The following is a 19,101-nucleotide window of genomic DNA, read 5'->3' on the forward strand; positions in this document are numbered from 1 at the left end:
TTTTGGACTGACTGGTCCATGAATCATCGCGCCCAGTTCAGCTCCGCTTCCTTGTCATCAAATTGCAATGCGCGTAGCGCACGCGCAAAGCGTGATGCATTGGCGGTTACATCGCGTCGATGTGACGCGCATGTATAGAAGCGGCTGTTTTTCAGTGATTTTTACCGCGTTTGCAGCGTGCAAGCACATTGCGCTGACACTGTGACTGGGAGCATGCCAGGCTTGTCGAACAAGCGTGGAGCTGCATCGTGGCGAAGAAAAAGACGTTGGCGCGGTTTCTGGCCGAGACGCTGCAGAGCGCGGGGGTGGAGCGGATCTGGGGGTTGACCGGCGACAGCCTCAACGGCCTGACCGATGCCTTGCGCGAGATGCAGACGATCGAATGGATGCATGTGCGCCACGAAGAGGTGGCCGCATTCGCTGCCGGCGCCGAGGCGGCGGTGACCGGCAAGCTGGCGGTGTGTGCGGGTAGCTGCGGGCCGGGCAACCTGCATCTGATCAACGGGCTGTTCGATTGCCATCGCAGCCGCCAGCCGGTGCTGGCGATCGCCGCGCATATTCCCTCGTCCGAGATCGGGCTGAACTATTTTCAGGAGACGCATCCGCAGGAACTGTTCCGCGAGTGCAGTCACTTTGTGGAGTTGGTGACCAATCCGGCGCAGCTGCCGGAAGTGCTGCACCGCGCGATGCGTGCGGCCATCCTGCAGCAAGGCGTGGCGGTGGTGGTGATCCCCGGCGATATCGCATTGCTGGAAGTGGACAGGCACATTCCCACGGCCTGGCCGCAACTGCGCCAACCGCGCGTGCTGCCGGCTCCCGAAGATGTGCAGCAACTGGCCGCGCTGCTGCAACAGAGCGAAGCGATCACGTTGTTGTGCGGCAGCGGCTGCGCGGGCGCACACGATGCGGTGGTGGCATTGGCCGACACCCTGGGCGCGCCGATCGTGCATGCCTTGCGCGGCAAGGAACATGTGGAGTGGGAGAACCCGTTCGATGTCGGCATGACCGGCCTGATCGGTTTCAGCTCCGGCTACCACGCAATGCTCAACTGCGACACCTTGATCATGCTGGGTACGGACTTCCCGTATCGGCAGTTCTATCCGAAGGACGCGACCATCGTGCAGGTGGACCGCGACCCGAGCGCGCTGGGACGGCGCACGCCGTTGCAGCTGGGCATCGCAGCGGATGTGGGCGAAACCATCGCCGCCTTGCTGCCGCAGCTGCAGCGACGCGAGAAACGCGACTTCCTGGACAAGGCGCTGGCGCACTATCGCAAGGCGCGCGAGGGACTGGACGATCTGGCGGTGCCGGCCGATCCAGGCGAGCCGCTGCATCCGCAATTCGTGGCGCGCATGATCAGCCAGATCGCCGACCAGGATGCGGTATTCACCTGCGATGTCGGCACGCCGACGGTGTGGGCCGCGCGCTACCTGCGCATGAACGGACAACGCCGCTTGCTCGGTTCGTTCAACCACGGCTCGATGGCCAATGCGATGCCGCAGGCGCTGGGTGCGCAGTCGGCGTATCCGGGCCGTCAGGTGATTGCGCTGTCCGGCGATGGCGGTTTTGCTATGCTGATGGGCGATTTCATCTCGCTGGCGCAGCTGCGTCTGCCGGTGAAGATCGTGGTGTTCAACAACGCTTCGCTGGGATTCGTGGCGATGGAGATGAAGGCCGCCGGCTATCTGGACACCGGCACCGAGCTGCGCAATCCGGACTTCGCGGCGATGAGCAATGCGATGGGCATCCTGGGCATTCGGGTCGATGAGTCCGCGCAACTGGAGCGGGCATTGCGGCAGGCTTTCGCGCATTCCGGTCCGGCGCTGGTGGATGTGCGCATCGCCACGCAGGAACTGGCGGTGCCGCCGGCAATCAAGCTGGAACAGGCCAAAGGCATGGGCCTGTATCTGCTCAAGGCAGTGATGAGTGGGCGCGGCGATGAGGTGATCGATCTGGTCAAGACCAACATGCGCTGACACAGTTACCGCGTTCTGAAACTGCACGTCTTTACCGGACCCTCGCATGCCTCGTTCCTTGTTGCGCCAGTTGCTGCTGATCTGGGTGGTGATCCTGGCTGCCTGCGTGGGCGTGGCCACGATGTTGTATGGCCTGTACCGACAGACCGAAGGCGTGCGACTGGACGATGCGCGCCAGCAATTGACCGCGCAATGCGCACGCATCGAGCAGCGCTACGCTGGCGCAAGTGAAGCAGCGCGCAGCGGCGACAACGGCGCCGGGTTGGCCGCGGTGGTGGTGCAACTGGTGCTGGCCGATGCGCCCGGTGTGGAGGGCGGGGTATGGAATCTCGACAAGGGATTCGTTGCCTACGCCTATCCCACCTACGACGGCAGCGATCACAAGACCGATATCCCGGCCGCCGAGTGGACCACGATCGTCAGTACCGCGCGGCAGAGTGCGGTGGGCAACAAGGCCGTGGATTTTCGTCGCGACGGCAGCCGTGAAGTGGTGTTGATCAGCGCCTGCCCATTGGCCGCGGGCACCGCCGCTTGGACCATGTCGCGGGTGCCGGCCAGCACCTCCGATGCCTGGCGGCCGCTGGCGATCGGCATGCTGTTGATCTTCGCCATGGTGGCGGTATCGGCGATTGCCCTGGGCGTGGTGGTACGGCGCTGGAGTCAGCGCCTGCAGCGCATCCAGCAGGCGCTGGCCGCCGATACCGAACTTCCGCAGATTCCGGTCACCGGCGCACCCGAGCTGGACCGGCTGGGCGCTGCGGTCAGCGATTACGCACAGCGCAATGCGCAGGCCTTGGCGCAGACGCGGCGGCTGGCCGACGAGCTGGCACGGCACGAGCGGCTGGCCGCACTCGGGCGCCTGACCGCCACGGTGGCGCATGAGATTCGCAACCCCATCGCCACGATGCGCCTTGCGGTGGAGAACGAAATCGCCACGCGCCAGGGCACGCCGGACGATGCCGCGCACGGTGAGCTGATGCTGGGGCAGATCCGTCGCCTGGATGGGGTGGTCGAAAGCCTGCTCGGCATGGTGCAGCCAATCCGGCTGCAGCTGGAAACGGTGGTGGTGCAGGACTGGCTGGCGAGCTTGCTCGATCCTGCCGTGCTGCCGCCGGGCGCGCCGGCGCCACAGCTGCGCGTCCCGGACACGCCGCTGCAGTGGATACTCGATCCGCAGCAGCTCGGCCGTGCCGTGCACAATCTGCTGCGCAACGCGCTCCAGCACGCCGATGCAGGCAGCGCGGTGACACTGGAGGCCGGCGCCAGCGATGGGTTGCTGCAGCTACAGGCGAGCAATCGTGGCGCGGCCATCGCCGATGCCATCGCTTCGCAATTGTTCGAGCCGTTCGTCAGCGGTCGCGCCGACGGCAATGGCCTGGGGCTTGCGCTGGTGCGCGAGATCGCCCGTGCACATGGCGGGCAGGTGCGTTATGCACACGCCGACGGTATGACCCATTTCATTCTGGAGCTGCCATGGCGCGCATCCTGATCATCGACGACGATGCGGCGTTTCTGGCCACCTTGCAGGCAACGCTGCGCTCGCTCGGCCATACGGTGATCGCGGTCGACAACGGCGCCGATGGTTTGCTGCGCCTGAACGAGGGCGGCATCGAGCTGGCGTTCGTGGACTTCCGCATGCCCGGCATGGACGGCATCCAGGTGCTGCGTGCGCGTGCGGACGATCCCCGCACGCGCCAGGTGCCGCTGGTGATGCTCACCGCGTATGCCTCCAGCGGCAACACCATCGAAGCGATGACGCTGGGTGCGTTCGATCACCTGGTCAAGCCGGTGGGGCGTGCCGATATCGTCGAGGTGGTGGAGCGTGCATTGGCAAGTCGCGCCGATGCCGACACCGATGCCGCAGCGAGCGAACCACTCGACGACGACGACGGCCTGGTCGGCCACAGTCCGGCGATGCGTACCGTGCATAAACGCGTCGGGCTGGCGGCAGCTTCCGATCTGCCGGTGTTGATCACCGGCGAAACCGGTACCGGCAAGGAACTGGTCGCGCGCGCCCTGCATCGCGCCAGCGCGCGCGCGGCGGCGGCATTTGTCGCGGTCAATTGCGCGGCGATCCCGTTGGAGTTGATGGAAAGCGAATTGTTCGGCCATCGCAAGGGCGCCTTTTCCGGGGCGACCAGCGACCGCATCGGCCTGATTCGCGAAGCCGATGGCAGCACGTTGTTCCTGGACGAGATCGGCGACATGCCGCTGCCGATGCAGGCCAAGTTGTTGCGCTTCCTGCAGGAAGGCGAAGTGACGCCGCTGGGCGGGCGCGGCGCGCAGAAGGTGGATGTGCGCGTGCTGGCGGCCACGCATCGCGATCTGGCGGCGTGGGTGGCGGCAGGACAGTTCCGCAGCGATCTGCGATATCGCCTCAATGTGGTGCCGATCGAACTGCCGCCGCTGCGCGAACGCGGGCAGGACATCGTGCTGCTTGCGCAGTATTTTTTGCGCAGCGGCGAAGGCGCGGCGCGTACGCTGTCGGCGGACGCGCAATCGCGGCTGCTGGCCTACCCGTGGCCCGGTAACGTGCGCGAGCTACGTAACGTCATGCAACGTAGCCAGCTGCTGGTGCGCGGCCACAGCATCGTTGCCGCGGATCTGGACGACGCGCTCGAGTACGATGCCGAGCAGCCCACGACTGCAGCGCCACCGGAAGGCACCTTGCCCGAGGCGGTGGCGCGGCTGGAAAAGCAGATGATCCAGGACGCCTTGGCACACAGTGGCGGCAACCGCGCCGAAGCCGCGCGCCGGCTCGGCATTCATCGCCAGCTGCTGTACCGCAAGCTCGATGAGTACGGCCTGCAGTAGGCGCAGCGATCACCGGGCGCGATGTCTGCAGGCTGCCGCCTCGGTCACGACGCAGTACGCGCACAGACGCACGCGCATGTGTTGTCGCGCGCACCTGTTGGTTGCATGCCGCTGCTGCCTCTCGCAGCATTGGCCAATGGCCTTCCACCAGCAAACGGTGCAGCCGGAAAGCGCAGTACCACGCGTTCGAGATCCAGCCCGGACCTCGGCACGCGCACGCTACCGTCGAGCGCGCCCGGCACATTCTTGCCTTGCAGGGTCGACGCACAACCGAGCTGCAAAGTGTCTGCAAAGCGGACAGTGGTGTATGAAACGCAGACGACTGTCCGCGCGCGTGCAGACACAAAACCCTTATAAAACAACGGATTCACTGTTGGCACGATTGCTGCTTTATCTCCAGGGCGAGCGGCGCTCCTGCCGCGTTGGAGACATCGCATGATTCGTCAGACCGCACTTGCTTTCGCACTGGCCTGCAGCGTGGCAACCGCTGCCGCGCAGGCTCCCACACCGCCGGCAGCACCGGTGGCGCCGCGTGCGCCGGTCGGCACGCCACCGCCGGCTCCGCCGCTGCCGCCCGCACCGCCTGCGCCGTTGGCAGCCACCCCGGTGCGCATCACCGGCACGGTCGAGCGCTTCATGCTCAATCCCAATGGCGAGGTCGACGGCCTGTGGTTGCGCGATGGCACCCAGGTGGCATTTGCACCGCATCTGTCCGCACAGTTGCAGGCTGCGGTGCGCCGTGGCGATACGGTGAGCGTGCAGGGCTATCGCCTGGGCAGCCTACCGGTGCTGCGCGCCAGCAGCATCCGCTCCAATCGTGGTGGGCGCGAAGTGGTCGACCAGCCGCCGGCGGGCGCCATGCCGCCGGCGCCGCCAGCACCTGCCGCGTTGACGCCGTTGCAGGCGGAAGGACGCATCGAGCGCTTGGTCTACGGCCCGGGTGGCGAGACCAATGGCGCGTTGCTGAGCGACGGCACGCTGGTGCGGATGCCGCCGCATCTGGCGCTGCAGTTCGGCGATCTGCTGCGGGCCGGCGCGCCATTGAGCGTGAGCGGCTTCGGGGTTGCCACCGCCAACGGCCGCGCCATCGAAGCCACCCAACTGGGCCGCGATCGCGCCTCGCAGCGTGCATTGTTCAGCCCGCCGCGCCCGGACGGCCCGGTGCCGCCCGCACCACCGGCACCGCCTGTCCCGCCGGCCGCACCGCCAGCGCCGGCTCCGGCGCCGCGTTGATCCAGGGCGCCGCCGCCCACGCGGCGGCGCCTACCCGTCGCGTTCCCCTCTACGCGCCTGTTTACCACGCAGCATGCGTGGCGACGGGCGCGGCTTGCCGGCATCGGCCGGTTCTCACTTCATCTGGAGTTTTTCATGCATTGGGTCGACCCTGATTTCCTTCCCGAAACCCGCGGCACGCTGGCGCGCTTTCTGCTCAATCCAAAGGCCGATATCGACGGCCTGCTGCTGACCGACGGCACCGAGGTGCACACGCCGCCGCACCTGTCCGCCGCCTTGCTCAAGGCGCTCAAGCCCGGCAGCACCTTGAGTGTGCGTGGCCTCAAGCCGCGCGATGTGGACATGCTGGTGGCCCTGGCGATTGATCCGGAGGGTGGCAAGCGCATCGTCGATGAAGGCCCGCACGGGCCGCATGCCAAGCCCAAGCCCAAGCCGCCCGCCGGCAAGCCGCCCAAGCCGCAGCTCACCCAGCACAGCGGCACCATCGCGCGCCTGCTGCACGGCCCGCACGGGCAGGTGCATGGCGTGTTGCTGGACGACGAGGTCACGGTGCGGTTCCCACCGCATGCCGGGGCCGACTTCGCCAAACAACTGGTGGTCGGTAAGACGCTGGTGGCCGAAGGCGATACCAGGACGACCCCACACGGGGTGCTGATCCACGCGCATGCCTTGGGCGCCAAGGCCGCGTCGCTGAAGCAGATCGAGCATCCGCATGGTCCGGGTGCGCATAAGCCGAAGCCGAAGCCGAAGCCGAAGCACTAGCAGCCTGCAACGCGACTGCCGTGTTGGGCGCCGCGCGATCGCAATTGGGTCGTGCATGCAGGCCGGCGCGCGCAGTCGCCTTTCATCGTTTCGTGGAGAGCGCCGATGCGCATGAGCACACCGCATCCCCGTGGCAGCCGCGCACTGGAGGCGCTGCATTTCAGCGTGGCCGATGTGCAGGACGGGCTGGGGCCATTTCTCAGCGTATTCCTGCAATCCAGGGGCTGGTCGGTGGCGGCGATCGGCACGGTGATGAGTGTGGGCGGCATCGCCGGCATGCTCGCCACCACCCCGGCCGGTGCACTGGTCGATAGCACCCGGCGCAAGCGCGCCGTGGTGGTGGTGGGATGCCTGGTGATCCTGTTGGCCACGGCGCTGATCTGGCTGCATCCGACCTCCTCCGGTGTGGTCACCGCGCAGATCGTCTCGGCGTTGGCGGCAGCCGGCATCGGCCCGGCACTCACCGGCATCACCTTGGGGCTGGTGCACGCGCGCGGATTCGATCATCAACTGGCGCGCAATCAGGTCGCCAACCACGCCGGCAACATGCTGGCTGCGGTACTGGCCGGCTGGCTGGGCTGGCGCTACGGGTTTGCGGCGGTGTTCGTGCTCACCGCCGCGTTCGGTGTGCTGGCGATTGCGGCGGTGCTGATGATTCCAGCTGCGGCCATCGACCATCGTGCCGCGCGCGGCCTGGGCCACGCCGACGGCGCGGACACCCTCAGCGGGTGGCGGGTGTTGTTGACCTGCCGGCCACTGGCCTTGCTGGCCATCACCCTGGGGCTATTCCACCTGGGCAATGCGGCGATGCTGCCGCTCTACGGCATGGCCATCGTGGCCGCGCATGCGGGCGATGCCAACGCGCTGACGGCGACCACCATCGTGGTCGCGCAGGCCACGATGGTGGTGGTGGCCTTGCTGGCGATGCGCTGGATCCGCGTGCACGGACATTGGTGGGTGCTGCTGGTGGCCTTCATGGCCTTGCCGTTGCGTGCATTGGTGGCGGCGTCGCTGATCCATGGCTGGGGCGTGTTTCCGGTGCAGATCCTCGACGGACTCGGCGCCGGCCTGCAGGCCGTGGTGGTGCCGGCACTGGTGGCGCGATTGCTGCAGGGCACCGGGCGCGTCAATGTCGGCCAGGGCGCGGTGATGACGGTGCAAGGTGTGGGCGCGGCGCTGAGCCCGGCGTTGGGCGGCTGGCTGGCGCACGCCTTCGGCTATCGCATCGCGTTTCTGGCGCTGGGCGGCATCGCCTTGCTGGCGGTGGCGCTCTGGGCAGGCTGCCGCGGCATGTTGCAGGCAGCGACCGATGCCCAGGCGATGCAATGAGGTCATGGTAGCGGCGCGGCGCAGCACGTAAACGGCAGCGCCCGCGACTGGCATACGCGGAGCACGCTTTGAATGACAGACCGATACGGGAACCATGCAGCGCGCCGGGATCGGGGCGGACGATGCCGCAGTCAGCCAGCCGTCTGCATCACCACGGTTATCGGCCGCCGTTGAAGTCCCACTGACGCCAGGCTTCGAACACCATCACCGCAACGGTGTTGGACAGATTGAGGCTGCGGTTGTCCGGGCGCATCGGCAGGCGCAGCCGGTGCTGTGGCGGGATCGACTCCAGCACGTCGGCGGGCAAGCCGCGTGTTTCCGGACCAAACAGGAAAGCATCGCCATCGGCAAATTGCGGTGTGTCGTAACGCACGGTGCTGCGCGTACTCAATGCAAACACGCGCTTGGGCGCGATCGCGGCCAGGGCGCTGGGCAGGTCGGCATGCACCTGCAGGCTTGCGTATTCGTGATAGTCCAGGCCGGCGCGTTTGAGCTGCTTGTCGCTGAGGTCGAAGCCGAGCGGCTCGATCAGGTGCAGGCGCGCGCCGGTGTTGGCGCACAGGCGAATCACATTGCCCGTATTGGGCGGAATTTCCGGCTGAAACAGGATGACATCGAGGACAGGGGCTGACATGCGCGCAGTGTAGCTGCGCGCGTGCTCAAAGGCTGATGGCGGCGTTGACCAGCGCTTCCAGTTCGACCGGCGACGGCTGCAGCTGCGGGACCGGCAAGTTGACGATGACCTGGCCCATCAGTGCGCCGATGGCAGCAGCAGCTTGGCCGGAGGTGCTCTGCGCGCTGGCAGCGGCGTTGCGGGTCACCAGGTCGGCGCGCTGGTCGGCGGACGGACGCACCTGCACCGCAGCGAGGGTGAGGATGCGCGGGCCGGCCTGTTCGGCGGCGAGGGCGGCCAGTTGCTCGGCCGATGGACGCACCTGCACGGCGGCCAGGGTAGGGATGTCGCTGCTGCGCTCCAGCGCCTGCTGGGCGATCTGGTCGGCAGACGGGCGGACCTGCACGGTGTCCAGCGTGGTTAGGCTGGCGGCCTGGGCGAAACCGGCTAGGGCGGTACCGGCAAACAGGGCGGCGGAGAGGGCGATGCGCAGGGTCTGGGTCTTCATGGCGAGGTCTCTTGGTGTGGGTGATCAGTGGTGTGGTAGTAAGGTAGTACACCGTTTCGGTAAGTGCAATAACTTTCGTGGCGTAGTTTTATTTATTCAGCTGGCAGTCATTTTTATTGATCGAGGTCGCTGCCCGCTGCTTGCCCATGCCATGCAGCAAACCGCGTGCCATTTGCAGGAGATTGTTTCTAAAGGGATTTATGCGCCGCAGCGGTGTCCGCGTCCGGACACCCGGACGCGGTTGCGGGCGCCGGACACCGGCCGAAGCGAGAGAGCACGACGATCTGCTTGGTGTTCAGCGCGCTGAATGCGCGGCGTGCGGGCATGCAGCGCACGCCGATCGCCGCCCGGCAACTGCGGCACAATCCGGCTTCGTCCTCAGGTGTCTAAGACTTATGCGCGTGCTGATGCTGTCTGTTCTGGTTGCCACCACTGCCACGGCCTGCACCTGGGTGCCGATCGAGCAAAGCGGCAAAGGCGTGCAGGTGCTGCCCGCAGGCCCTGTGCCAGCTGGCTGTCAGCAGCAGGGCGAGGTGGTGGTGTCGGTCAAGAGCAAGGTCGGCTTCTACAACCGCAACCCGTTGCGGGTGCAGGAAGAGCTGGAAACGCTGGCACGCAATGAGGCGCCGGGCGCCAATGCCAATACGGTCCAGGCGCAGGGTCAGCCGGCCGATGGCAGCCAGCGTTTCAACGCCTTCCGCTGCCCGCCGCGCTGAACCGTTGGGCTGGGGCGCGGCCGCTGCAATTGTAAAGATGCGGTAAAACCAGCCAGCGGCTAGACTAGCGCCCCCTCGCCTGACGCCATGGCGCTACTTCGATGCTCTTCCAGAATGTCTCCATCGCGGGACTGGCGCATATTGATGCGCCGCACACGCTGACTTCCAAGGAAATCAACGAGCGCCTGCAACCGACCTACGACCGCCTCGGCATTAGGACCGACGTGTTGGGCGACGTTGCCGGTATCCATGCACGGCGCTTGTGGGACCAAGATGTCCAGGCCTCGGACGCCGCCACCCAGGCTGCGCGCAAGGCACTGCTCGACGCCGGCATCGGCATCGAGAAGATCGGCCTGCTGGTCAACACCTCGGTGAGCCGCGACTACCTGGAGCCGTCCACCGCCTCCATCGTGTCCGGCAACCTCGGGGTCGGCGACCACTGCGTCACCTTTGATGTCGCCAACGCCTGCCTTGCCTTCATCAACGGCATGGACATCGCCGCCCGCATGCTTGAGCGCGGCGAGATCGACTATGCGCTGGTCGTCGATGGCGAAACCGCCAACCTGGTGTACGAAAAGACCCTCGAGCGCATGACCTCGCCCGACGTCACCGAAGAAGAGTTCCGCAACGAACTCGCTGCGCTGACCCTGGGTTGCGGTGCCGCAGCGATGGTGATGGCGCGCACCGAGCTGGTGCCCGACGCCCCGCGCTACAAAGGTGGCGTGACCCGCTCGGCCACCGAATGGAACAAGCTGTGCCGCGGCAACCTGGACCGCATGGTCACCGACACCCGCCTGTTGCTGATCGAAGGCATCAAGCTGGCGCAGAAGACCTTCCTGGCCGCCAAGCAGGCAATGGGCTGGGCAGTGGACGAGCTGGACCAGTTCGTCATCCACCAGGTCAGCCGCCCGCATACCGCTTCGTTCGTGAAATCGTTCGGCATCGACCCGGCCAAGGTCATGACGATCTTCGGCGAACACGGCAACATCGGCCCGGCTTCGGTACCGATCGTGCTGAGCAAGCTCAAGGAGCTCGGCCGCTTGAAGAAGGGCGACCGCATCGCGTTGATGGGGATTGGCTCGGGCCTGAACTGCTCGATGGCGGAAGTGGTCTGGTAAGTTGCAACATGTGACGTGTTAAGAAAAATGGATTTTTAGTACACGTCATTGCATCATGTTCGCTCTTGCAACATGACCGGTGTAGGCATGGACGACGCGCTGGTGTTCAATCCCGAGCAGCCCTACAACGCGCTCCCGCCGCTTCCTCCGGCGGGAGATATCGAAACGCGCGCCTTGCTCAAGGCCTGCATCGTGGCGCGCACTGCGTTGGCCGAGCTGAAGCAGGCCACCGCATTGCTGCCAAATCCGGCAGTGCTGATCAATACGATTCCGATCCTGGAAGCACAGGCGAGTTCGGAGATCGAAAACATCGTCACCACCACGGATGACTTGTTCCGTTATGCAGACGATCAGGAGCGCGCCCAGAATCCGGCAACCAAGGAAGCCCTGCGTTACCGTAGCGCGCTCTACGAAGGGTTCCAGTCGCTGCAGCAGCGACCGCTATGTACAGACACCGCCGTGGTGGTGTGCAGCCGCATTAAAGCTGTGCAAATGCAGATCCGTCGCGTGCCCGGGACTGCGCTGGCCAACGATCAGATCCAGCAGATCATCTATACCCCGCCCGTCGGCGAGACATTGCTGCGCGACAAGCTGGCCAATTGGGAGCGTTTTATTCATGAATGCACCGATATCGATCCATTGATCCGGATGGCGGTCGCGCACTATCAATTCGAGGCGATCCACCCGTTCACCGATGGCAACGGGCGTACCGGACGTGTATTGAATCTGCTGATGCTGATCGAGCAAGGCCTGCTCGATATCCCCGTCCTGTACTTGTCGCGCTACATCATTCGCCATCGCAGCGACTACTATCGACTGCTGCTGGATGTCACCCGGTACGGTCGCTGGGCCGAGTGGATTCAGTACATGCTTGCCGCCGTTGCAGAGACAGCTGCGTGGACGACGGCGAAGATTCAGGCGATCCGAGGATTGGAGACGCAGGCGCGTGATCATGTGCGCGAACACGCCCCCAAGGCCTACAGCCGCGAACTTGTTGAAGTGGTCTTCAATCAGCCCTATTGCCGCATCCAGAATGTCGTGGACGTGATGGGCGTGACTCGGCAGACCGCTGCACGCCATCTAAAGGAACTGGTGACCATTGGTGTGCTGCAAGAGCAGCGGCTGGGCAAGGAAAAACTGTTCCTGCACCCTGCATTCCTGAAACTTCTGTCCGGCGATGGTCATCAACTACCGCCTTATCCAATGCCTTCGACGGAAGCGCGATGAAGCCTGTAATTGATCCAGGTAGCCGTCTTGCGCGCAGTGGGTTGAGCATGTCGCAGCGTGGCGACCACTATGATGTCCAATCTCTACGCACGGCAGGCCAACGCTTGCGCCATGTGCGCTCTCTCGAATCGAATCGGATGCGTTTGGCATGAACTACCCCGGCTATCCCTTCACTCCCCAGCGCCTTGAGGTGCGTCCCGGCATTGCGATGTCGTATCTGGACGAAGGTCCGCGCGATGGCGAGGTGGTCGTGATGCTGCACGGCAATCCGTCGTGGAGCTATCTGTGGCGGCACCTGGTGAGCGGCCTGTCGGATCGTTACCGCTGCATCGTGCCGGACCATATCGGTATGGGGGTGTCCGACAAGCCGGACGATGCGCCCGACGCGCAGCCGCGTTACGACTACACGCTGCAGTCGCGCGTGGATGATCTGGACACGTTGTTGCGGCATCTGGGCATCACCGGTCCGGTCACGCTGGCGGTGCACGACTGGGGCGGCATGATCGGGTTCGGCTGGGCGTTGTCACATCATGCGCAGGTCAAGCGGCTGGTGATCACCAACACCGCTGCGTTCCCGTTGCCGCCGGAAAAACCGATGCCGTGGCAGATCGCGATGGGCCGGCATTGGGGGCCGGGCGAGTGGTTCATCCGCACGTTCAATGCGTTTTCCTCCGGCGCGTCCTGGTTCGGCGTGTCGCGCCGGATGCCGGCGGATGTGCGTCGCGCCTATGTGGCGCCCTACGACAATTGGCGCAACCGCATCTCCACCATTCGCTTCATGCAGGATATTCCGCTGTCGCCCGCCGACCAGGCCTGGTCGCTGTTGGAGCGCTCGGCGCAGGCATTGCCGTCGTTCGCCGATCGCCCGGCGTTCATCGCCTGGGGCCTGCGCGATATCTGTTTTGACAAGCACTTCCTGGCCGGCTTCCGCAATGCATTGCCCAATGCCGAGGTCACCGCGTTCGACGATGCCAATCACTACGTGCTGGAAGACAAGCATGAAGTGCTGGTGCCGGCGATCCGTGCGTTCCTGGAGCGCAATCCGCTGTAAGCGCTGCTGGCATCGTCGCGCAGGCGCTCGCTAGGTGAGTGCCTGCGGTGTGCAGAACGCGGATGTACTAGTGGATGGGACCGGCAATGCCGTCGTTCTGTTGGACGTTGCGAGCGGATGGCGTAGTCACTCGCAGCGGTGGCCGTTACAACGGCGGCAGCGGATTGCGTTGGGCCTCGTCCACGCCCAGCCAGTCGGCGTCAGTCAGCGCGTGCAGGCCGTGCGCCAGCCGGGATTTGTCGCACTGCGCGCTGCGCTGGCCGAATTCCAGCGACGCCGGCACGGCGGCGCAGGCGGAGGGCCGGCGATCATGGATGCTGCAGCGGCTGTAGCGGCCGATGTCCGCATCCAGCGCGATGCAGCGCGGCTGCGATTGCGAGGTGCCGCGCATGACGCGCTCGTGCGTGCGCAGCGCATCGGTCAGCTCGATCGGTACCCTGCCGCCCAATGCGGGATCGGCCTCGCTCCAGTGGAAACTGACGCGGAAGTAGGCGCAGCAGGCGCCGCAGGTAAGGCAGGGATGTGCCATGGAATGCCGGGCCTTGCGCGGCGAAACAACGTGGTGAGCGCGGCATTCTGACCGAACCACGCTGCGATACAAGTGGCACGGCCGCGCGCCGGTTAGCGGTTCATCTGCGTCGCTCGACGCAGCGCGCGCGCAACGCGGAGCGCCTCGCGCAGGGCAGGGCATGTCGCGTGAGCACTGCGCTGCATCGTTGCGGCTCGATGACGCGCAATCACCGCGTCAGCCATCGCTGCGATGGGAGCACGCACCAGCGCAGGCGACTTGAGCGCGATCAAGCGGCCGGCACCGTCGGCGCATGGGTGATAATGCGGCAATGACTACGACGACTCTCTGCAATATCGCCGCCCCCCTGCCGGAACTCGCGCGCGAGCGCCCCGAGCAGATCGCCATCCGTTGCCCGGGCCGCCGCGCCGCCAACGGGTATGCCGCCTACGATGTGACCTTGAGCTATGCCGAGCTGGACGCGCGCAGCGATGCGATCGCTGCCGGACTGGCCCTGCACGGCATCGGACGCGGTGCGCGCGCGGTCGTGATGGTGCGCCCGTCGCCGGAATTCTTCCTGCTGATGTTTGCCTTGTTCAAGGCCGGTGCAGTGCCGGTGCTGGTGGATCCGGGCATCGACAAGCGTGCGCTCAAGCAATGCCTGGACGAAGCGCAGCCGCAGGCATTTATCGGCATTCCGCTTGCGCAGCTGGCGCGTCGTCTGTTGCGTTGGGCGCGCTCTGCAAAGCAGATCGTCAGCGTCGGTGGCCGTTACGGCTGGGGCGGGGTGACACTGGCGCGCGTGGAGCGCGATGGCGCCGGCGCCGGCAGTCAGCTGGCCAACACCGGGCCGGACGATGTGGCCGCCATCCTGTTCACCAGCGGCTCGACCGGCGTGCCCAAGGGCGTGGTGTACCGCCACCGGCATTTCGTCGGCCAGATCGAGTTGCTGCGCAATGCCTTTGGCATGCAGCCCGGCGGTGTGGATCTGCCGACATTCCCGCCGTTTGCCCTGTTCGATCCGGCACTGGGGCTGACCTCGGTGATTCCGGACATGGATCCGACCCGCCCGGCCACTGCCGATCCGCGCAAGCTGCACGATGCGATCGACCGCTTCGGAGTCACGCAGTTGTTCGGCTCGCCGGCATTGATGCGCGTATTGGCCGACTACGGCCAGCCCTTGCCAAACGTGCGCCTGGCCACCTCGGCCGGTGCGCCGGTGCCGCCGGACGTGGTGGCCAAGATCCGCGCGCTGTTGCCGGAAGATGCGCAATTCTGGACGCCGTATGGCGCCACCGAATGCCTGCCGGTGGCAGCCATCGAAGGGCGTACGCTGGATGCCACCCGCGCGGCCACCGAGGCCGGTGCCGGCACCTGCGTCGGTCAGGTCGTCGCGCCGAACGAGGTGCGCATCATCGCCATCGACGATGCGGCCATTCCCGAGTGGAGCGGCGCGCGCGTGCTGGCCGTGGGCGAGGTCGGCGAAATCACCGTCGCCGGCCCCACCACCACCGACACCTACTTCAACCGCGACGCGGCCACGCGGATTGCCAAGATCCGCGAGCGCAACGCGGATGGCAGCGAACGCATCGTGCATCGCATGGGCGATGTGGGCTACTTCGATGCCGAAGGACGCTTGTGGTTCTGCGGGCGCAAGACCCACCGCGTGGAAACCGCCACCGGCCCGCTCTACACCGAGCAGGTGGAGCCGGTCTTCAACGTGCATCCGCAAGTGCGGCGCACCGCCTTGGTCGGTGTCGGCGCACCCGGACAGCAGCAGCCGGTGCTGTGCGTGGAATTGCAGCCAGGCGTGGCGGCATCGGCATTTGCGCAAGTGGAAACCGCATTGCGCGCGCTGGGCGCTGCGCACCCGCACACGGCTGGAATCACGCGTTTCCTGCGCCATTCCGGATTTCCTGTGGATATTCGCCACAACGCCAAGATCGGCCGCGAAACGCTGGCGATCTGGGCGGCGCAGCAGTAGCGCCGAGCCTCACGATGCGCGCGCGTTATCGACTGGATGACCTGCGCATCGATGTGGCGCGCCAGCGTGTGGAGCGTGACGGCGTCGCACTGGAGGTCGGCGGGTTGAGTTTCCGCCTGCTGCACTATTTGCTGCAGCAGGGGCAGCGGGTGGTCGGTTTCGACGAGTTGATCCAGAACGTGTGGGCACCTGCGCTGGTCAACGAAGAAACCGTCACCCAACGTGTGCGCCTGCTGCGGCAGGCCTTGGGCGACGACTCGCGTCAGCCGCGTTACCTGCGCTCGGTGCGCGGTCAGGGCTATCAACTGTGCGTGCCGGTACAGTTGGAAGAGGCTTCGCCTGCATTTGGGGTGCGGCGGCGTGGTGCCTGGATCATTGCGACAGGCATGCTGCTGCTCTGCGTTGGCGCGACCTGGCGGCTGCAGTCGCGTGACACCCCGCCAGCACAATCGGCCTTGTTGCAGCGTGCCGACTACTATGCCGGCATCGGTCAGCGCGACGACAACGAACGCGCCATCGGGCTGTATCGGCAACGCTTGCAGCAAGCACCGGACGATCGGCAGGCACAACTCGGCCTCAGTCGCGCCTACAGTGCGCGCGTGTGCTAATACGACGCCGATGCGGCGTTTGCGCAGCAGGCCTTGCAACTGGCCGATGTGGTGCTGGCCGTGCAGCCGCGTCTTGCCGCGGCATACGCGGCGCGTGGCTACGCACTGGATTGTCAGGGTCGCAATGGCGATGCGCTGGCGGCCTACGAGCAGGCGTTGCAGCTGGATCCCGCTGCCGATGCGGTGCGCGGCTCGGCCGCCTATCTGTACGAACGCCAGGGGAAACTGGTGCAGGCGCTGGCGGCCAATCTGGCGGTGCGTGATCCCTCACGCGTGCGGTTCCTGCGGATCCAGATCGCCAGCAATCTGAGCCTGCTCGGCTATGCGAGTGCCGCCGAGGCGCGCTACCGAAAGAATTTTCAACTATATCCGGACGACCCGTTCTCCAATCTGGCCTGGCCCAGGTTCCTGTTCGACCATGGCCGCGCGGCTGAAGCGCAGACCGCCTTGAGCGAGGCGCTGGGCCGCGGCACCGAGTATGCGGGGCTGTCGTTGCTACAGGCCGAACTCGCCTGGGTGCGTGGTGACAAGGCGCTTGCACATGCAGCGGTGCTACGGGCGGCGCAGCTGCGTCCACAAGGCAGCTTTGCGCAGACCGTGGCGTGGACGCTGCAGGCGCAGCCGCCACCGGCAGCCGCGACGCTGCAGGCGCGCGCACAGGAATTGCTGGTCAGCGTGGAGCGCGGTGGCGATCCGTTCGATGCAGTCGATGCGGCGGTATTGCTGCTGTGTGCAGAGACGCCGGATGCAGCGATGCGCGCCCTGCAGCGTGCCGAAGCCGCCGGCTACCGCAATGCCGGCTATCTGCGGCAGTCACCGCTGCTGCAACCGCTGCGCACGCTACCGGAGTTTGCTGCGCTGCTGGCACGCATCGATGCCGATCTTGCTGCCCAGCGTGCGCAGCTGCGTGCGCGCAATCTGCCGCCGGCAGAAGCGACGTCCGAACGGGACTAAGACACTGCAATGTGTCGTTTGTGCGCTGCATGCTCAAATCGCATTGCATGCGCTGCGTGCCTCATAGAACAACTGCGCTTGCTGGTTGCGCATTAGTATGGTGAGTCGCCTTGGAAAACTGCTAAGCACGCCGCCAGCCGGGTGCAGCCGGCTTGTGGTTCCCATCCGCACACGACCATGTTGGCAGGTGAGATGTCCTTACCGCTTGCGGGGCCCTTGGCGGCATGGATGCTGCCAAGGAGCCTCTAGGGACGGAGTTACGGCGTGTCCCGCAAGCGTTAGGGCATTGGATTCCCTTGGCAGCATCCAAACGACGCTAAAAGCGCAAACTCTTGGCCACGTCGAGAAGTGATCGAGCGGTGTGGATGCGTCTATCAGTTGCTTTCGGGGAGCGCCTTGAGCACATAGTCGGTCAGCAACCGGTGTGATTGCTGGTGCATCTGCCGGGTGTTGTAGGCACGGCGGGTGAGCACGACCACTAACCGCTCTTCGGGCACGACGAATACGTAGTTGCCGCCATTGCCGGACATCGCCCAGGTGTCGCGTTGTACGCCGCGTACAGGAAACAGGAAGTGCCAGAGTTGATAGCCATAATCGGCATCCTCGCGTGCCTGCGCATGCACGCTGGTCATCGCCCGCACCCAGTCTGCGGGAATGACCTGGCGGCCTTGCCAACGCCCCTGTGCGAGCAGCAGTTGACCGAGTTTGGCCAGGTCGCGGCTGCGATAACGGGTGCCGCCACCGCCCATACCCACTCCTTCGGACGAGACGTTCCATTGCGCCTGCGTGATTCCGAGCGGCGTTTCGAGGACCTGGGCTGCGAATGCCTGCAACCGCTGTCCTGTGGCTCTTTCCAGCAATGCACCGAGCAGGAAGGAGCCTGCCGTGCAGTACGAAAACGCGCGGCCGTGCGGACTTTGCGCAGGCCGCTGCATCCAAGGCGCGTAGCCACGGATCGGCAGATCTAGGGCGAACTGGGTCCAGTCCGCACTCACGTACATGCGCTCTTCGTTGCCGGCAGAAAATTCGTTGTCGTCGTTGCATTCCAGCTGCGAGCTCATCGTCAGCAGGTCCTCGATGCTGATGTCGCGCTTGCGCGGATCGGGATGCTGCCACTGGCGATCGCCAAAGTAGTCGTAGACCTTGGCCTGCGCGTTTGGGATCAGTTTGCGCTCGATTGCCGCACCGACCAGCAACCCGGTGACGCTTTTGGTCAGCGAGCGGGTGTCGTGCAAGATCTGGCGATCGGCACCGCCCAGGTAGTTTTCGTAGACCAGCACACCGTCGCGCACGATCAACACGCTGGTGGTGGATGGCGCTAGATCGGCGGCCAGCGCCTGTTCCATCTGCGCGAGCACGGTGCGGTTCCAGCCATGGGCGGCCGCGCTGGCGACCGGCCAGCCGTCATCCAGAGCAGGTGGCGTGGCGGCCGTTGAAGCTGCAGGTGCCGGAGTGGTGGCCGTCGGCGTGGCAGCTCTGGGCGTGGCAACAGGTGGTGCGGCGTGCAGCGCAGAGATGGCGAACAGCGCGGGTAACAGCAGAGACGGGCGGGTCATGGTGGCTCCAGAGATCGACGGAGCCACCATGACGCCAGCGGTGCGAATGAACTGCCTGATGTCTCGATGAAGATTTATGAAGCTCTTTGCGATCAATGGCTTGCGTCTGGCGCAAACGGTTACCTGTCTGCGCCGCGTCGCGAT

At 65.5% G+C, this 19,101-nt stretch carries 17 protein-coding genes; 13 read left to right on the forward strand and 4 right to left on the reverse strand.

Annotation, left to right across the window (positions count from 1 at the left end):
- Positions 1 to 266: 266 nt before the first annotated feature.
- From poxB to ABQY74_RS01275, 6 genes are all read left to right on the forward strand, one after another.
- Positions 267 to 1,976, forward strand: coding sequence for a ubiquinone-dependent pyruvate dehydrogenase (gene poxB, locus ABQY74_RS01250; RefSeq protein ID WP_181098388.1), 1,710 nt, complete (start codon positions 267 to 269; stop codon positions 1,974 to 1,976).
- A 46-nt stretch (positions 1,977 to 2,022) separates the two neighbouring features.
- Positions 2,023 to 3,465, forward strand: a complete 1,443-nt coding sequence (locus tag ABQY74_RS01255; RefSeq protein ID WP_349793018.1) for an ATP-binding protein — start codon at positions 2,023 to 2,025, stop codon at positions 3,463 to 3,465.
- A complete protein-coding gene (locus tag ABQY74_RS01260; protein ID WP_349793020.1) occupies positions 3,450 to 4,790 on the forward strand; it encodes a sigma-54 dependent transcriptional regulator in 1,341 nt (446 codons plus the stop codon). Before ABQY74_RS01255 ends, ABQY74_RS01260 begins: the two co-directional genes overlap by 16 nt.
- Before the next feature lie 435 nt (positions 4,791 to 5,225).
- A complete protein-coding gene (locus ABQY74_RS01265; protein WP_126968228.1) occupies positions 5,226 to 6,023 on the forward strand; it encodes a hypothetical protein in 798 nt (265 codons plus the stop codon).
- 135 nt (positions 6,024 to 6,158) lie between these two features.
- Positions 6,159 to 6,785 (forward strand): hypothetical protein, encoded by a 627-nt coding sequence (locus tag ABQY74_RS01270; RefSeq protein ID WP_349780143.1) that lies wholly within the window; start codon positions 6,159 to 6,161, stop codon positions 6,783 to 6,785.
- Between the two features lie 105 nt (positions 6,786 to 6,890).
- Positions 6,891 to 8,114 carry an MFS transporter gene (locus ABQY74_RS01275; protein ID WP_349793022.1) on the forward strand — a complete coding sequence of 408 codons (1,224 nt, stop codon included), beginning with the start codon at positions 6,891 to 6,893 and terminating at the stop codon, positions 8,112 to 8,114.
- A gap of 157 nt (positions 8,115 to 8,271) precedes the next feature.
- On the opposite strand, the gene ABQY74_RS01280 is transcribed toward ABQY74_RS01275, so the two are convergent.
- Entirely contained in the window at positions 8,272 to 8,748 is a 477-nt protein-coding gene (locus tag ABQY74_RS01280; RefSeq protein ID WP_104554633.1) for a tRNA (cytidine(34)-2'-O)-methyltransferase, read from the reverse strand.
- Between the two features lie 25 nt (positions 8,749 to 8,773).
- The gene (locus ABQY74_RS01285; protein WP_039511132.1) at positions 8,774 to 9,235 is read right to left on the reverse strand and encodes a hypothetical protein; all 462 of its coding nucleotides are present in this window, start codon (positions 9,233 to 9,235) and stop codon (positions 8,774 to 8,776) included.
- 395 nt (positions 9,236 to 9,630) lie between these two features.
- Here ABQY74_RS01285 and ABQY74_RS01290 point away from each other — a divergent pair, with 395 nt between their 5' ends.
- The 4 genes from ABQY74_RS01290 to ABQY74_RS01305 all read left to right on the forward strand — a co-directional run bounded on the left by ABQY74_RS01290 (position 9,631) and on the right by ABQY74_RS01305 (position 13,347).
- Positions 9,631 to 9,951 carry a DUF4156 domain-containing protein gene (locus tag ABQY74_RS01290; RefSeq protein WP_016903993.1) on the forward strand — a complete coding sequence of 107 codons (321 nt, stop codon included), beginning with the start codon at positions 9,631 to 9,633 and terminating at the stop codon, positions 9,949 to 9,951.
- A gap of 101 nt (positions 9,952 to 10,052) precedes the next feature.
- A complete protein-coding gene (locus ABQY74_RS01295) occupies positions 10,053 to 11,069 on the forward strand; it encodes a 3-oxoacyl-ACP synthase III (RefSeq protein ID WP_016903994.1) in 1,017 nt (338 codons plus the stop codon).
- Positions 11,070 to 11,156: 87 nt separating this feature from the next.
- On the forward strand, positions 11,157 to 12,296 hold the full coding sequence (gene fic, locus ABQY74_RS01300; protein WP_167704989.1) for a protein adenylyltransferase Fic: 1,140 nt from the start codon (positions 11,157 to 11,159) through the stop codon (positions 12,294 to 12,296).
- Positions 12,297 to 12,444: 148 nt separating this feature from the next.
- The gene (locus tag ABQY74_RS01305) at positions 12,445 to 13,347 is read left to right on the forward strand and encodes an alpha/beta fold hydrolase (protein ID WP_349793025.1); all 903 of its coding nucleotides are present in this window, start codon (positions 12,445 to 12,447) and stop codon (positions 13,345 to 13,347) included.
- Positions 13,348 to 13,492: 145 nt separating this feature from the next.
- Here the strand turns inward: ABQY74_RS01305 and ABQY74_RS01310 are convergent, their stop codons facing one another.
- Positions 13,493 to 13,876, reverse strand: a complete 384-nt coding sequence (locus ABQY74_RS01310) for a YkgJ family cysteine cluster protein (RefSeq protein ID WP_039529059.1) — start codon at positions 13,874 to 13,876, stop codon at positions 13,493 to 13,495.
- 310 nt (positions 13,877 to 14,186) lie between these two features.
- On the opposite strand from ABQY74_RS01310, the gene oleC reads away from it, so the two are divergent.
- Genes oleC through ABQY74_RS01325 form a run of 3 tightly spaced genes read left to right on the forward strand, consistent with a single transcriptional unit; the run spans position 14,187 to position 17,401 of the window.
- Positions 14,187 to 15,839, forward strand: a complete 1,653-nt coding sequence (oleC, locus tag ABQY74_RS01315) for an olefin beta-lactone synthetase (RefSeq protein ID WP_349793026.1) — start codon at positions 14,187 to 14,189, stop codon at positions 15,837 to 15,839.
- A 14-nt stretch (positions 15,840 to 15,853) separates the two neighbouring features.
- On the forward strand, positions 15,854 to 16,447 hold the full coding sequence (locus ABQY74_RS01320; RefSeq protein WP_349793028.1) for a winged helix-turn-helix domain-containing protein: 594 nt from the start codon (positions 15,854 to 15,856) through the stop codon (positions 16,445 to 16,447).
- A 33-nt stretch (positions 16,448 to 16,480) separates the two neighbouring features.
- Positions 16,481 to 17,401 (forward strand): hypothetical protein, encoded by a 921-nt coding sequence (locus ABQY74_RS01325; RefSeq protein ID WP_349793030.1) that lies wholly within the window; start codon positions 16,481 to 16,483, stop codon positions 17,399 to 17,401.
- A 374-nt stretch (positions 17,402 to 17,775) separates the two neighbouring features.
- Here ABQY74_RS01325 and ABQY74_RS01330 read toward each other — a convergent pair whose 3' ends face one another.
- Positions 17,776 to 18,957, reverse strand: coding sequence for a serine hydrolase (locus ABQY74_RS01330; RefSeq protein ID WP_228600392.1), 1,182 nt, complete (start codon positions 18,955 to 18,957; stop codon positions 17,776 to 17,778).
- Positions 18,958 to 19,101 lie beyond the last annotated feature (144 nt).

It is taken from the genome of Xanthomonas sp. WHRI 7064 (assembly GCF_040202355.2).
In the GTDB taxonomy this organism is placed as follows: domain Bacteria; phylum Pseudomonadota; class Gammaproteobacteria; order Xanthomonadales; family Xanthomonadaceae; genus Xanthomonas; species Xanthomonas arboricola.

Excerpts from the sequence above, each read along its gene's own strand:
- ABQY74_RS01320 (WP_349793028.1), top strand. The coding sequence starts at position 15,854 with ATGCGCGCGCGTTATCGACTGGATGACCTGCGCATCGATGTGGCGCGC.
- ABQY74_RS01260 (WP_349793020.1), top strand. The coding sequence starts at position 3,450 with ATGGCGCGCATCCTGATCATCGACGACGATGCGGCGTTTCTGGCCACC.
- ABQY74_RS01295 (WP_016903994.1), top strand. The coding sequence starts at position 10,053 with ATGCTCTTCCAGAATGTCTCCATCGCGGGACTGGCGCATATTGATGCG.
- ABQY74_RS01285 (WP_039511132.1), bottom strand. The coding sequence starts at position 9,235 with ATGAAGACCCAGACCCTGCGCATCGCCCTCTCCGCCGCCCTGTTTGCC.
- fic (WP_167704989.1), top strand. The coding sequence starts at position 11,157 with ATGGACGACGCGCTGGTGTTCAATCCCGAGCAGCCCTACAACGCGCTC.
- ABQY74_RS01255 (WP_349793018.1), top strand. The coding sequence starts at position 2,023 with ATGCCTCGTTCCTTGTTGCGCCAGTTGCTGCTGATCTGGGTGGTGATC.
- ABQY74_RS01305 (WP_349793025.1), top strand. The coding sequence starts at position 12,445 with ATGAACTACCCCGGCTATCCCTTCACTCCCCAGCGCCTTGAGGTGCGT.
- ABQY74_RS01280 (WP_104554633.1), bottom strand. The coding sequence starts at position 8,748 with ATGTCAGCCCCTGTCCTCGATGTCATCCTGTTTCAGCCGGAAATTCCG.
- ABQY74_RS01310 (WP_039529059.1), bottom strand. The coding sequence starts at position 13,876 with ATGGCACATCCCTGCCTTACCTGCGGCGCCTGCTGCGCCTACTTCCGC.
- oleC (WP_349793026.1), top strand. The coding sequence starts at position 14,187 with ATGACTACGACGACTCTCTGCAATATCGCCGCCCCCCTGCCGGAACTC.
- ABQY74_RS01270 (WP_349780143.1), top strand. The coding sequence starts at position 6,159 with ATGCATTGGGTCGACCCTGATTTCCTTCCCGAAACCCGCGGCACGCTG.
- ABQY74_RS01330 (WP_228600392.1), bottom strand. The coding sequence starts at position 18,957 with ATGACCCGCCCGTCTCTGCTGTTACCCGCGCTGTTCGCCATCTCTGCG.
- ABQY74_RS01265 (WP_126968228.1), top strand. The coding sequence starts at position 5,226 with ATGATTCGTCAGACCGCACTTGCTTTCGCACTGGCCTGCAGCGTGGCA.
- ABQY74_RS01275 (WP_349793022.1), top strand. The coding sequence starts at position 6,891 with ATGCGCATGAGCACACCGCATCCCCGTGGCAGCCGCGCACTGGAGGCG.
- ABQY74_RS01290 (WP_016903993.1), top strand. The coding sequence starts at position 9,631 with ATGCGCGTGCTGATGCTGTCTGTTCTGGTTGCCACCACTGCCACGGCC.